This window comes from Pseudoalteromonas sp. ECSMB14103, from assembly GCF_000813065.1.
Taxonomy (GTDB): domain Bacteria; phylum Pseudomonadota; class Gammaproteobacteria; order Enterobacterales; family Alteromonadaceae; genus Pseudoalteromonas; species Pseudoalteromonas marina.
Map to the genome: position 1 here is coordinate 805273 of NZ_JWGY01000001.1, position 14274 is coordinate 819546.

13 protein-coding genes are annotated in these 14274 nt (G+C 40.3%); 5 read left to right on the forward strand and 8 right to left on the reverse strand.

The features are described 5' to 3' along the window. Positions 1-2589, reverse strand: coding sequence for a leucine--tRNA ligase (leuS, locus tag RF53_RS03705; RefSeq protein WP_039036648.1), 2589 nt, complete (start codon positions 2587-2589; stop codon positions 1-3). 290 nt (positions 2590-2879) lie between these two features. Here leuS and RF53_RS03710 point away from each other — a divergent pair, with 290 nt between their 5' ends. From RF53_RS03710 to RF53_RS03720, 3 genes are all read left to right on the forward strand, one after another. Further along, complete coding sequence (locus tag RF53_RS03710) at positions 2880-3338, forward strand: zinc ribbon-containing protein (protein WP_010555995.1); 459 nt, start codon at positions 2880-2882, stop codon at positions 3336-3338. Between the two features lie 77 nt (positions 3339-3415). Beyond that, positions 3416-5854 carry a Lon protease family protein gene (locus RF53_RS03715; RefSeq protein ID WP_235420591.1) on the forward strand — a complete coding sequence of 813 codons (2439 nt, stop codon included), beginning with the start codon at positions 3416-3418 and terminating at the stop codon, positions 5852-5854. Positions 5855-5856: 2 nt separating this feature from the next. Beyond that, positions 5857-6333: an FKBP-type peptidyl-prolyl cis-trans isomerase gene (locus RF53_RS03720; protein WP_008128159.1), complete on the forward strand. Its 477-nt coding sequence runs from the start codon at positions 5857-5859 to the stop codon at positions 6331-6333. 49 nt (positions 6334-6382) lie between these two features. On the opposite strand, the gene RF53_RS03725 is transcribed toward RF53_RS03720, so the two are convergent. Then, positions 6383-6907 carry a CIA30 family protein gene (locus tag RF53_RS03725; protein ID WP_039036650.1) on the reverse strand — a complete coding sequence of 175 codons (525 nt, stop codon included), beginning with the start codon at positions 6905-6907 and terminating at the stop codon, positions 6383-6385. A 326-nt stretch (positions 6908-7233) separates the two neighbouring features. Between RF53_RS03725 and RF53_RS03730 the strand changes: the two genes are divergently transcribed. Further along, a complete protein-coding gene (locus tag RF53_RS03730) occupies positions 7234-8247 on the forward strand; it encodes an RDD family protein (protein ID WP_039036651.1) in 1014 nt (337 codons plus the stop codon). A 33-nt stretch (positions 8248-8280) separates the two neighbouring features. Then, the gene (locus RF53_RS03735) at positions 8281-9141 is read left to right on the forward strand and encodes an alpha/beta hydrolase (RefSeq protein WP_425273083.1); all 861 of its coding nucleotides are present in this window, start codon (positions 8281-8283) and stop codon (positions 9139-9141) included. 62 nt (positions 9142-9203) lie between these two features. On the opposite strand, the gene RF53_RS03740 is transcribed toward RF53_RS03735, so the two are convergent. The 6 genes from RF53_RS03740 to ybeY form a co-directional block, all read right to left on the reverse strand. Then, positions 9204-9878: a hypothetical protein gene (locus RF53_RS03740; RefSeq protein WP_039036653.1), complete on the reverse strand. Its 675-nt coding sequence runs from the start codon at positions 9876-9878 to the stop codon at positions 9204-9206. Further along, the gene (locus RF53_RS03745; protein ID WP_235420593.1) at positions 9875-10618 is read right to left on the reverse strand and encodes a hypothetical protein; all 744 of its coding nucleotides are present in this window, start codon (positions 10616-10618) and stop codon (positions 9875-9877) included. The genes RF53_RS03740 and RF53_RS03745 overlap by 4 nt, the downstream gene beginning before the upstream one ends. A gap of 15 nt (positions 10619-10633) precedes the next feature. Beyond that, entirely contained in the window at positions 10634-11218 is a 585-nt protein-coding gene (locus RF53_RS03750; RefSeq protein ID WP_039036654.1) for a MalM family protein, read from the reverse strand. Between the two features lie 157 nt (positions 11219-11375). Beyond that, a complete protein-coding gene (gene lnt / locus RF53_RS03755; RefSeq protein WP_039036655.1) occupies positions 11376-12926 on the reverse strand; it encodes an apolipoprotein N-acyltransferase in 1551 nt (516 codons plus the stop codon). Further along, entirely contained in the window at positions 12907-13791 is an 885-nt protein-coding gene (gene corC / locus RF53_RS03760) for a CNNM family magnesium/cobalt transport protein CorC (RefSeq protein WP_006793412.1), read from the reverse strand. The genes lnt and corC overlap by 20 nt, the downstream gene beginning before the upstream one ends. 22 nt (positions 13792-13813) lie before the next feature. Next, on the reverse strand, positions 13814-14272 hold the full coding sequence (ybeY, locus tag RF53_RS03765; protein ID WP_006793413.1) for an rRNA maturation RNase YbeY: 459 nt from the start codon (positions 14270-14272) through the stop codon (positions 13814-13816). Between the last annotated feature and the right edge of the window lie 2 nt (positions 14273-14274).

Genomic DNA, 14274 nt, shown 5'->3' on the forward strand with positions numbered 1-14274 from the left:
TTAGTTAGCAACCACGTTAAGTAGTTTACCTGGCACGTAAATTATCTTACGAATGGTTTTACCATCAGTAAACTTAGTTACGTTTGCTTCTGCAAAGGCAAGTGTTTCTACTTGTTCTTGTGTTGCATCTGCTGCCACAGTTAGCTTAGCGCGAAGCTTACCGTTTACTTGAACGATGATGAGCTTTTCATCTTCAACCAAGGCTGACTCGTCAACTGTTGGCCATGCTGCATCTAAAATATCACCGTCTTTACCTAGTTCTTCCCACAACTCATGAGATAAATGCGGCGTAATAGGGGCAAGCATAATAATTAACGCTTCAAGTGCTTCGTTTGCAATGGCAATGTCTTGTGCATCGTTAAGTGGCGCTTTAATTAACTTATTAGACAGCTCCATAATGGCAGCAATCGCCGTGTTAAACGTTTGACGACGTTCAACATCATCACTTACCTTTGCAATGGCTTTGTGTAATTCGCGACGAAGTACTTTTTGTGGGTTAGTAAGCGCAGACTTTTCAAGTGCTTGGTAACCTGCCGCTTTCACGTCTACTGCGTATTTCCATACACGTTTTAAGAATCGGTGCGCGCCTTCAACGCCAGAATCTGACCATTCAAGTGTTTGTTCTGGTGGTGCAGTAAACATCATGAATAAACGCACTGTATCAGCACCGTATTGTGCAATTACTTGTTGTGGGTCTATACCGTTATTTTTAGACTTAGACATTTTGCTCATGCCTGAAGAAAATACTGGTTCGCCATCTTCCTTGTGCCATGCTTTAGTAACTCGACCTTTCTCGTCAGTTTCTGTTTCAACATCGCTTGGTGAAATCCAAATATCACCACCTTTCTCATCTTTACGATAGAACGTTTCAGCCAATACCATGCCTTGACATAGTAAGCGGTCAAATGGCTCGTCTGAATTTACTAAACCAAAGTCACGTAATAGTTTATGGAAAAAGCGTGAGTACAATAAGTGTAAAATTGCGTGTTCAATACCACCTATGTATTGGTTTACAGGTAACCAATAGTTAGCGGCTGCTGGGTCTAACATGCCTTCGTCGTAACGCGGGCTACAGTAACGTGCGTAATACCAAGACGATTCCATAAAAGTATCGAAGGTGTCAGTTTCGTGAGAAGCAGGTACGCCGTTTACTGTGGTTTTAGCCCACTCAGGGTCTGCTTTTATTGGTGATGTTACACCATTCATTACCACGTCTTCTGGTAAGCGAACGGGTAACATATCTTCTGTTGCAGCAAGCTCGTTGCCGTTTTCGTCGCTCAGCATTGGAATTGGAGAGCCCCAATAACGTTGGCGGCTAACACCCCAGTCACGTAAACGGAAGTTTACTTTACGCTCACCCACGCCTAGTGCTTCTAGTTTGTCGGCAATCGCATTAAACGCTGCTGAAAAGTCTAATCCGTCAAATTCGCCAGAGTTTACTAATACACCTTTTTCGGTGAATGCTTCTTGCGCTAGGTTTACTTCAAAGTCTGAGCCTTCAACAGGCGCAATAACTTGTTTAATATCTAGGCCGTATGCATTTGCAAACTCAAAGTCACGTTGGTCGTGGGCAGGTACTGCCATTACCGCGCCTGAGCCGTAATGCATAAGCACAAAGTTAGCTACCCAAATAGGCACTTGCTCGCCTGTTAATGGGTGAGTTGCGTAAAAGCCTGTTGCAATGCCTTTTTTCTCCATTGTTGCCATATCTGCTTCGGCTACTTTGGTGTTTTTGCATTCTTCAACAAACATTGCAATCGCATCGCTGTTTTTAGCTGCTTCTTGGGCAATAGGGTGGCCACCGGCAACGGCGAGATAAGTTACACCCATAAAAGTATCTGGGCGAGTGGTGTATACGCTAAACTTTTCGTTGTTATCGGTACGCGTAAACTCAATGTCTAAACCTTCAGAGCGGCCAATCCAATTGCGCTGCATGGTTTTAACTTGCTCAGGCCAGTCGTCTAATTTGTCTAAATCGTCTAAAAGCTCTTGTGCGTAGTCGGTAATCTTAATAAACCACTGTGGAATTTCTTTTTGCTCAACCACAGCGCCAGAGCGCCAACCGCGACCGTCAATAACTTGTTCGTTAGCAAGTACAGTTTGATCAACCGGATCCCAGTTTACGGTCGACATTTTTTTGTACACTAAGCCTTTTTCGTAAAGCTTAGTAAAAAACCACTGCTCCCACTTATAGTACTCTGGGTGACACGTTGCAATTTCACGATCCCAATCGTAACCAAAACCTAATTGCTTAAGTTGGTTACGCATGTAATCAATGTTTTCGTAAGTCCACTTTGCAGGCGCTGTTTTATTTTTAATAGCGGCGTTTTCTGCTGGTAAACCAAACGCATCCCAACCCATAGGCTGCATTACGTTTTTGCCTTGCAGGCGCTGGAAACGAGAAACAACATCACCAATGGTGTAGTTACGCACATGACCCATATGCAGTCGACCACTTGGATAAGGGAACATAGAAAGACAGTAATATTTTTCTTTGCTCTCATCTTCAGTGACTTTAAATACTTGGTTTTCTTCCCAGTAGCTTTGTACTTTTGACTCTATATCTTGCGGGTTATATTGCTCTTGCATCTACGATTCCAGACTTCTTGCAAACTAATAAAAAATTGCCGATAGGATAACCCAAATAAAGCACTATTCACAGCGTCAAAAACACCGTTTTGCTAAATTGTAACCTTCATGTCAGGTTAACCTATACTTATCTATGTTAAACGTCAGGCGTGTTGACCTGTGTAGATTGAAATTTGCTCAGTTTAGGGTTTTCTAATCACATTATAAAATGTCACTTAGTGGCCTGAGCAAAGATTCATAAATATTGCGTCAATCCAACTCGTTTATTAGCAATTTTGAAGGAGTACATAATGGCAGATTATAAAGCATGGCTTAGTGATTTAAGCGCGTGGCTAAAAGACATCAAAGATCATGAGGTAAAAGATGCGGTAACTCGTTTTGTTGAATCAGAGCAAGCACTTAAAAATTTAGGTGAGGAAAAGTATCAGCTCTACCGCAACTACTTAAAACGTGACATAGAGCACCTTAGCGAAAACGATTCCCACTATAATTCGCTTGCATGGCAAGAGCTTAAAGAGTCTTTATGGTTTGAACTTTCACATATAGAAGACAAAACTCAGCTGGAATGGCAATCCCTAAACCAAGATTTTAAACATAATGGGGTGTATCACGCAGGTGAATGGATAGCCATGGGCACATTAGTATGTAAGAATTGCACTCATAGTTACGATGTTTATCACGCCACACAAATTTTACCGTGTATTGAGTGTGATGGAATCTATTTTAGTCGTAAGGCACTGCACCCTTAAGCATATGTATTAAGTGGCTGCTGGCCACTTAATACGCCCAAAAGCCAGCGATTATGCTGGTATATAAAGAAGTTAGAATGACGAAAAAACTGCTGCCACTACCTGTATCAACGCTTGCACCTAGTATTTCTGCTAATCACGTACTGACGTGCATGAATAATCCCTACCCAGAGCAACTCAATTTTATTGGGCAACAACGTGCACAAAGTGCGCTGGACTTTTCGCTGGGGATGGAATTACCTGGTTATAACGTTTACGTTATGGGCGAAGCCGCACATGGGCGTTACACACTCGTAAAGGACAAACTAAAACAACATGCCAAAGGCCGAGTAACCCCAAACGAATGGTTGTATGTTAATAACTACGACGACCATCGCGAGCCAATAGCATTGTTTATGCAGGCAGGGCAAAGCAAGCAATTGAGTGACGACATAGACTCGTTTTTAGACGAAGTGCTCGACACGTTTCCAGCCGCATTTGATAACCCTGCTTACCAGCGAAAGAAAAAATCAATTGATCGTGAATTTAATGATGCTTACGACAGCGCAATTACCGCCGTTGAAGTGGCTGCGCTTGAGCAAAGCGTTGCACTTGTTGAAGAAAAAAGCTCAGTGGGCTTTGCGCCGCTTATAGATGGCAAGCAATTGAGTGATAGCGAGTTTGCAGAACTTGAAGATGATCTTCGCGAAGCGTTTTTTGAGAAAATAGAAAAACTAGAAGATGCGTTAATTGAAGCTCTGATAGAGTTGCCGCGTTGGAAACGTGAATCAAAAGAAAAACTCCGCAACCTTAAAAAGTCGACCGCTGAGCAAGCAACTAAACCACTGTTAAAAGATTTAGAACATAAATACGCCACACATATTGGCGTGCTTCGCTATTTAAAAGACATACGTGTAGAAATTATAGATGCTGTACTTGAATGGCTAGACGATGAAGACGAAAACGAAGAAAATAAGGAAGACTTTGATCGTAAAGGCATGCTCACTGACTTTTTTGCCCCCAATATTTTAGTCGAGTTTAAAGAAGACGATGCAGCTCCTGTGGTGTACGAGCCTAACCCTACCTTTGGTAATTTATTTGGCAAAATAGAGTATGCCACTTCACAAGGTACACTAATCACCAGCTACCGCTCAATTCAGCCCGGTGCATTACACCGTGCAAATGGCGGTTATTTGATAATGGATGCTGAAAAAGTAATGGCTAACCCACAGGTGTGGGATGGGCTAAAGTTATCGCTGAAAATGCACCAAATTAAAAATGACTTACCATATCAAGATAGTACAGTAGGCACGAGCTTTACGCTTCGCCCGCAATTGATCCCACTTGATGTAAAAATTATTTTATTGGGCTCGCGCGATTTGTATTACACCATAGGTGAATACGATGAAGAATTCGCAGAGCTATTCAGAGTACTAGCTGATTTTGATTACTACTTACCGAGCAGTGATAAGTTACAGTATCAGTTTATTACTAAAGTGACAGAGTACTGCGAAAAAACGCTTAAGTGCACTACAACGCAAGCCGCTATGGTGAGATTGCTTAAATTTAGTTATCGCCAAGCTGAGCATCATAATAAGCTGTCAGCGCGCTTTGCTGATGTGTTAGAGCTGGTGGCTGAGGCAAGTTACTACGCGAAACAAGATAAGCTAACGGTTATTGATGCGCATCATATTGATGAAGCCATTGAGGGGAAGCAATACCGCACCGGTCAAATTAGTGAAAATATGCTTAGTGATATCAAAGAAGGTCATACGTTAATTGCTACAACCGGACAAGCCATTGGTAAGGTAAATGGCTTAACGGTACTGCACATTGGTGATACGTCGTTTGGCACACCGGCGCGAATTACTGCCACGGTATACGCCGGCGCTGATGGCGTAATAGACGTAGAGCGCGAAGCAGAACTGGGTAAAGCTATTCACTCTAAAGGCGTGATGTTACTTACTGGTTATTTAGGTAATAAATATGCTCAGCAATTTAGCCTTACGCTCAGCGCAAACATTGCAATAGAACAAAGCTATGGCTACATAGACGGCGATAGCGCCTCGTTGGCAGAGCTTTGCGCGTTAATTTCGGCTATTACAAGCTTACCAATAAGCCAATCAATTGCGCTTACGGGGTCTATAAACCAACATGGTGATGTACAAGCCATTGGTGGTGTAAACGAGAAGATAGAAGGCTTTTTTAAGTTGTGTAAAATGCGCGGCTTAACGGGTGAGCAAGGCGTCATTATTCCTAAGTCAAACCAAGTTAATTTGGTTTTAGACGACGAAATACTCAATGCAGTAGAGCAAGGCAAATTTAATATTTACGCAGTAGAGACGGTCGATCAGGCGCTAAACTTACTGATGGATATTGAAGCGGGCGAACTCATCGACGATGTATACCCTGAAAGTTCAGTAAACGGCATCGCACTTGCGCGTTTAAAAGAGATTGCCGATATTGTTAATGGCGATAACGAAGACGATGCGGATGACGAGCTAGAAAACGAAAAACGAGAAGACGAGAAAAACTAATTATGATCAATATTATTTTGGCGGTTGTGATCGCTATTTTGTGCGTTTTAATATTTAAAAACAGTAAAAAGGCCAAACAACAGTCGATTGCTAATGCGCAAATTGAAAGCGACTATTTAGTGGCAAACGCTAAGGTAGATGGTGTATTAGAAACTGCATCTGGCCTGCAATATAAAGTATTGCACAAAGGAGAAAACAGCAACACACCTAGCCCAACAAGTATGGTCAATGTGCATTACCACGGTACACTCATCGACGGAACTGTGTTTGATAGCTCAGTAGAGCGCAAGTCACCTATCAGCTTTGGTTTACACCAAGTTATTAAAGGGTGGACCGAGGGGTTACAGTTAATGAGCCCGGGAGATAAATTTCAGTTTTATATACCGCACCAATTGGCTTATGGCGAAAAGCGGGTAGGGAGCATTCCACCAGCATCACTGCTTATTTTTGAAGTAGAATTGCTTGCAATAGAGTCGTAAAGTTACTGTGTTTGCTCACTTTTAACCGATTAAAAGTGAGCATGACGTGCTAATCTAGAAATTCAATGTGTGCTATTTCAAGCTTAAATTTTCCCGCCTGTTTTCCTGCAATCATAAAACCAAGTTGTCTAATATCACTAAAATCAATCACTGGTTGCTGCGTTAGCGTACGACCACGAAAAGTAAGCGTAAAATCGCTTGGGGTAAAATTAATGTTAGTCCATTCATTTTCTATTGTTTTAAATGAGTGTGTATACGCAGGTCCATCAAGGTAGTTGGATGTACGCAGCCTCAGTTGATACGTTTGACCGTCACCTTTAACACGTAAATTAATAGTATTTGCGTTTTGCCCCTGTGTGTTGAGCTCAGTACGGATAGAAGCAAACCCTCCGTTATTTTTAAGCGATACATTACCTTCAAATACCAATGCCTCTTTTGTATGGCTTACTTGGCTATTAGACACGCCCCCCATGACCGAATCGTTTACAACGTACCAACGCTGATTGGCGTTAACCTCTGCGCTTAGCAGCAAAGTATTAAATATAAAAAGAGAGGCTAATTGTTTAGTGGTCATTGGGGTTGCTCCTAAAGGCTTTGATTAACTAATACGATCACATATATAAATTGTTCACTTAACCTAAACTAATTTATTAATAACGCGTAGGTCTTGCTGGCTTTTAAGGATAAAAAATTGTTAAATCGAGGGTTTTTAGTCACAGCGCAAAGTTTGTAACCTAGTGGACTAAATAAAAATCGAGTAAAGCTTCTGCGTCCCGCTCACCCTTTTACCTTCACCATGAAGGCATCTCACAGTAAATAGCGCTTGTTTGAATTAGCTTGAGCAAAAAATAAAAAGCGCGTAAGTTAAACGCGTTACCTATTTTAATAACAAGAATTAAAATGAAAGCAAAAGAAATAGAACAATTAGAATTATCTAAAACCGAAACTAGAGAAGTCATTACCCCTTATGCATTTAAGGTTGATAACGCTCTGTTAGGCATACCTCTAGCAACACCTTTTAAACGAGCTTTAGCAATAGTAATAGATGTTGCCCTAATATTTGTAGCTGCAAAGCTTAGCGCCACCTTAATTGCCTTTGTTGCTGCTATGGCTTTTTATAAAGGCACTGCGCAGCAATATCTTCCTAAAATGTCGAGTGTATGGCGAAGAATATTAAAAATAATGGCGGCGAGTATTTTATTTGTAAGCGCTCTTGCAGTGCTTTCAATTGGCATAGACTACTTAGAAGACGATAACAGTGAAATCGCCTCAGTTATTCAAGGTGTAAAAATAGAAGACGAAATACAGCTTACTGAGTTAGAAAAACACCGTGTAAATGCCTATTTAATTGAAGTAGTAGACGAGAGCTGTGAGCAGTCTTGCCAACAAAATGCGCTTGATAATTTGATAGGACAAGTACCCAAGTTAGCAGAAATGGACGACCTTCAAAGCCCACAACTTGCTAGAGCACTTTTACAATTATTAGTGCTCAGTGAAAATAACGAAATAAAGCCTGCACAGTTAATAGAAGAAAAACCTGCTCAAACAACTACAAACAGTATTTTGCAGTGGGGCAAAGGTATTATTCAAGACTTAGGCTTAGGTTTTGGGTGGGCTGCTGTTTACTTTACGCTATTTTCATTACTTTGGCGTGGTCAAACTCCCGGTAAGAAGGTGTGCAATATACGTGTTGTTGCCTTAAATGGCGAACCACTTGGTTTGCTTGATTGCTTTGGCCGCTACGGTGGTTACGGCGCAGGTTTTGCTACTGGGTTGCTAGGCTTTTTACAAGTGTATTGGGACCCAAACAGGCAAGCCATTCAAGATAAAATATCAGCGACTGTGGTTATACAAGGTAGTGTAAAGCAAATTGTGAATATAGAAACAGTAGAAGAAACCGTAAAAGCTAAATAATTAATAGTTATAGGAACACAAGTGAAGTTTTTAATGTTGACGATCATCACCTTATTTTTTGCAATCAGTGCAAGTGCTTCCGAGTCGGTTTTATTAGCAAAAAATGATCATATAGAGTCTCGAATTTTAAAGGAAAGGCGATTTTACAGCGTTTACTTACCACCTAGTTATAGTCAAAACGCTAATGAAACATACCCTGTAATTTACTTACTCGATGGTGATAGCACGCATTTAAAAGCAGTTGCAGGGCTGGTGGAAGCGCTAAGTACAGAGCGTTTAGAGCAACAAATACAGCAAGCAATTATTGTAGCTATTCCTAACAGCCAAAACGCAATAAGAGAGCGCGACTTTACTCCTACCAATGTTGATTGGAAGTTTAACGGTAAATTATTAGAAAAATTTGAAAATAGTGGTAATGCAGTAAATTACAGTGCATTTTTTGAAAAAGAACTTATTCCACATATTAATAAAAACTACCGAACATCAAATAAGCGGGTATTAATTGGTGAGTCTTTTGGTGGCTTATTTGCAAGTTACGTACTTTTGACTAATCACACATTATTTACAGATTACTTAATAATTGATGCTACCTACATTTGGGATAATAATTATTTAAACCGTTACTTTAAAAATAATCAACTTGAAAATAAAGAGGTGGCAGGGAATGTGTATTTTACCTTTGCGAATAACGCCACAGCATTTGGTGATATAGGTAAAACAAATTATCAGTGGGGATTAGCGTTTGCAGATAAATTAAGGAATCACCCAAGTAAAAAATTAACAGTAAAACAGCGTTACTTTGAAAACGAAACACACGGTACCGTTGCTGCACTTAGCTGGTATTATGGATTGAGAAAATTACTTCAACAATCAGTTGTAATTGAGAATCAATAAAAACTATAAATTAAAGTCCAATAACTAGCTAAAGTTTTAGTTAATTATTGGACGATCGAAGACTATTTTACTTTTGTATTTAACAAGACAATAGGAGTTAAAATATGCTTAAGTATTTGCTCATATTTATCGTTATCAGTTAAGTCAGGGGCATGTAGATCTAGGCCAACCTCATGAAAATTATTTTTTTCAACGTCATTATAATATTGTAAGGCGATACTAATTGCAGGCCTGAATTCGACTGAGTCTCTTGACCTTGTCAATACGTGCTGCTCAACACCATTCCAAGTTGCAGTGCCATCTACTATTTTAATTGAATTTTCTTTTGGGTGGATTACCAGCACATTGCCAATATTTGGATACGTTTGCTTAATGCTGTTAAACGTAAATTGTATAGCTGCTTGCACTCGTTCTGATTCGAGTTTGCCTGTTTTTGTGTTAAAAGCACCGCCTTGTTCAATAATAAAGTTATCAAACATGGGTTGAACTTTAGGGTTTAGGTTAGTTAAGTTATATTTTTTTGAAAAGTTAATTACGTTATTATCAAATGCTTCTCTATAGAGTGCTTTGTTACCGGTATTGGCTGTTGGTAACCATATATAGGCTAGGTTACTATGTGTTGCCGGTTTAGCGATTGTAATTCCATTCGCTATCACTTTAGGGTCGCTATTGTATTGAAATAGTTTGCAACCGACTAAATTGAGTAAAACGATGATGACAACCATGTGTTTAATCATTTTTTCGTCTTCCAAGTGTCGATTGTTTTTAATGCGAACTGTAAAGCACTATCCAATTTTGCAGGGTCTTTAAATAATTTATCGGCATCTTTCACAATAATTTCTTCATCACTGTTAAATTGTGCCACTAACTCAATACCTCCAGAGCCCATAGTTAAGAGTGTGTCTTTCTCATCTCTAATTCTGATATACACTCTGCTTCCTGGCACATAACCTTGTTCGTTTTGAAATAACGATACGAATATATCACCCCCATCGGCACCACCTTCAAGGTAAGACTCTTCTTGGCCATACCACTTGGCTACGTGGCCTAATAAAATACTGTTTGTAAAATGTGCGCGTACAGTATCAACACCTGCAAACACAAAAGCATTTACACCGAGGTTTGTTTTTGTAGTGGCAAGCGCTTCTTTCCAGAGTTCATTACGTAGGTTTTCATTTGCTTGTCCTGTAAGCGGGTCGTATAAGTTCTCAGCGTTATCTAATAATTGATTAAATACCGTATAAACTTCGCTGGCGTCTACTACTTTAAAACCACGCGCTTCAAGTGCTTTTTTTATTGGCGCTTTATAATGGTTTTTTAATTGTTTTTCAAAATAAGTGAGATCTTCTTCAACATAAAAACCGCCAAATCCAAGTACCTGATAATTTGCTTTTAGTTGTCCCGTATTCATGTAGTTTGGTGAGGATTTACATCCACTTAATATGACAAGGATAATAATGGTAAAAATATATCTCATAAAAACTCCTGAAAATTAAAGTAATTTGATACCAATTTTAGCGAACGATGTAAGGGTAAGTTGCCTATATTCACTTCCACCAACTTGTGAGCGCCAATTGATTGTTGTTTTTTTATTATTCAAACTGCTATCAGTATAAAAAATTAAGTATTTGGCTTCCTCTGGTAGAGTAAATTGAGTTTTGTAATATAGGTTACCAGCTAAATCTAATGTTGTTGGTAAACCATTTTCCCACGCCTCATAAGGTTTAAGGTGTTTTATAACCTGCTTTGATTTATCTAACAGTATTAACTCAGGGTAAACAAGCGTTGCTGTTTGAACAAATGCGCCATTGGCGTAACTAAAAACTTGAGCGAAGCGACTATTATTTGGTTTTTCAATTGCAATGAATGGGCTTTTGGCTTCATTAAAAATTCTAATAGGCTGGTTTTTCAAATCAAAAGAGGTCAGCTTGTTTATTTGCTGTGTTGCAAATGCAATGTCGCTTAAGTTTGTACAGCAGGCGGGATTACTTTTTAGTCTTGATAGGTCACTTTTAGCTGAATTAGCGCAGCCAAACAATAATATGACTAATGTTGCTATGCTTATTACTTTTTTCATAAATATTTTAATTATTATTAGTACATTGATAGTAACTAATATGAAATAAGACTGAAACACATAAATTTATAATATGTAACTCAATGTAAATAAAGTTAAATATGAATTGTTCACACAGGTTTATTCTCTAATTTGACTTATAAATATTGAGTACCTTTTAGTTTTTAAATCGCATTAGAGCCCCACCAATCCCCAATAACGCCACAATTCCCCATACAAACACATTGCCATATTGGCTATACACACTATTACCTTGTATCAATTTTACATCGGCCTTTAATACAGCGGCTTCAAACTGTGGCATGGTTTGTTGTGTATTGCTTAGCGGGTCGTATACGGCGCTTACACCGTTGTTGGTAACACGTACCAGCGGGCGTTGTAACTCAAGGGCACGCATGCGGGCAATTTGCATGTGTTGCAATGGCCCAATTGATTGACCAAACCACGCGTCGTTACTGACAGTAAATAATATGTCTGAGTTAGTTTTGTAATTGCCACGTACTAAATCGGCAAATACTATTTCGAAGCAAATAGCAGGGAGCAGATTAAAGCCATTGGCGCGCAAGTTATTTTGTATTCTGTCGCCACGCGTAAACGACGACATAGGTAAATCAAACAAAGGCGCGATTGGGCGCAGAATATCTTGAAACGGTACAAATTCTCCAATCGGTAGTAACTGGTGTTTTTGATAGCGATTTTTACCGAGGTATTCATAATGGCCGTGCTCGTCGCCGCGCTCTTTGTTACCCAGCACTATAAGTGTATTAAATATGGTTTTAGTATCGATTTGGTAGTCGACAATGCCCGTTATAAGGGCGGTTTCATTAAATGAGGCTGCGCTATCTAGCCCAGCTAAGTAGCTGTCGGCAAGGGCTTCTATTTCAGGAACTGCGGCTTCAGGCCAAACAATTAAATCAGCATCCCAATGTGGGCGAGTCATGTCTTGGTATTTGCTCATGGTGGTCCAAAACTCGCTAGGCTCAAAGCGAAGGTGCTGCTTTATATTGCCTTGCACTAGTAAAGTCGACATTGACTTACCTGAGTACTCAACGGTGTTTGTTGCACGCGAACCAATACACAAAACAGTAAATACAGTAAGCGTAACCAGCGGGGTCTTTATGTCTTTTTGTGTTATCCGGTACAGTACAAAGCCAATGGCAATACACACTAAGGTCAGTCCAAATTCACCAATGTAAGGGGCCAGTATATTTAATGGTCCATCGGTTTGGGTATACCCAAAACTTAACCACGGAAACCCGGTAAGGACCACCCCCCGTAAATATTCACTAAGAGCAAAAAAGCTGATAAGCAGCAAACCAAAGCTATTTGTGCTGGTGGCAAAACGAGCTGTTAAGTAGAACGCTAAGGCGGGATAAAGCGCTAAGTAGCCGCACAATAGTGCCATTAACGAAAAAGAGGCTACAAGCGGCATACCGCCAAAGGTAGCTATAGACACGTGTACCCAACTAATACCTGCACCAAACCAGCCTAAACCAAATATAAAACCATATTTAGCGGCATTCTTCGCATGGGCTTTTCCGGTATTGTTTGGATTAATACAAAAAATGACAGCTGCAATACTAATAAATGCAATTGGCCAAATTTCAAAAGGGGAGTAGCTAAAAGTTAAAATAAGGCCCGCAATAAATGCGAGCCATGATTTTATATCTTTTGCTAATAGGGTCAGTCTAGTTAGCAGTTTCTTCACTGTCGGTGTCATCAGCCTTAGGAACGGTGACTTGCAGTTGCAAGATACGACGATTGTCGGCATTGGTTACTTTAAATTGGTAACCATCTATGTCTATCGTTTCACCACGGCTAGGCATATGGCCAAATGCATGTAAAACGGTGCCACCAATAGTGTCGGCTTCTTCTGTGCTATACCCTGTACTGAAGTGCTCGTTAAAGTCATCTACTGGCGTTAAGGCCTGAACAACATGAACGTGTTTTGCAAGTTGACGAATATCTTGTTGTTCTTCTTCTTCGTCGTGCTCGTCTTCTATTTCCCCAACAATGGTTTCAAGAATATCTTCAATTGTAACGAGTCCCGATACACCGCCGTATTCATCAATAACGACAGCCATATGATAGCGTTGCTGACGAAATTCATTAAGCAGAGTGTCAACACGTTTGCTCTCAGGTACGACCATGGCAGGGCGTAAGTAATCGCGTATTGAAGGTAAATGCTCGTCTTTATTTAAGATAAGCGGCAGCAAATCTTTAGCAAGTAAAAAACCTTCTACGTGATCTTTGTCTTCAATCACCACAGGGAAGCGTGAGTGAGTTGAGTCAACCATCATGGGTATTAGCTCTTCAAGCGGGCTGTCGATCTCAAGAGTGACCATTTGTGAGCGCGGGATCATTATGTCTCGCACTTTAAGCTCAGATACACTAAGCACACCTTCAATCATTTCTTTTGTTTCTGGATCGATTACGTCTCGTTCTTGCGCATCGGCAATCACTTCGACCAGCTCTTCTCTATTCTGGGGTTCCCCTTGCAGCATTTGGGTTATTCTACCCAACCACGTTTTGCCAGAAGAACCCTGGCTAGATTGCGAGTTACCGTCGCTCATTGCGTCTAATTGCTCCGTTAATTTAAATTTCGTCCCGGTATGGGTCTGCTATATTTAGCTCTGCAAGTAATTGCTTTTCGATGCTTTCCATTTGCAAAGCGTCTTCACTCTTTATATGGTCAAATCCAAGTAAATGCAAGCACCCATGAATGACCATGTGGGCAAAGTGGTCATGAAATGACTTCTCTTGCTCCACTGCTTCAGCCAATACAATGGCTGGGCAAATAACTAAGTCACCAACAAGGGGAAGCTCTATTCCTGGTGGCGCTTCAAATTCAAACGACAATACGTTAGTGGGTTTGTTTTTACCCCGGTAGTCGTTATTAAGCTGTTGTGATTGCGCTTCGTCGCTAATTACTATGGTGAGTTCAGACTCATCACGATATTGGCTTAACGCTTTATCAGCCCATAATGCAAATTGGGCCTCACTAGGGAGGTTGTCAAACTCACAGGCTATTTGTAAATCAAGTTCGGTTGTCAAAG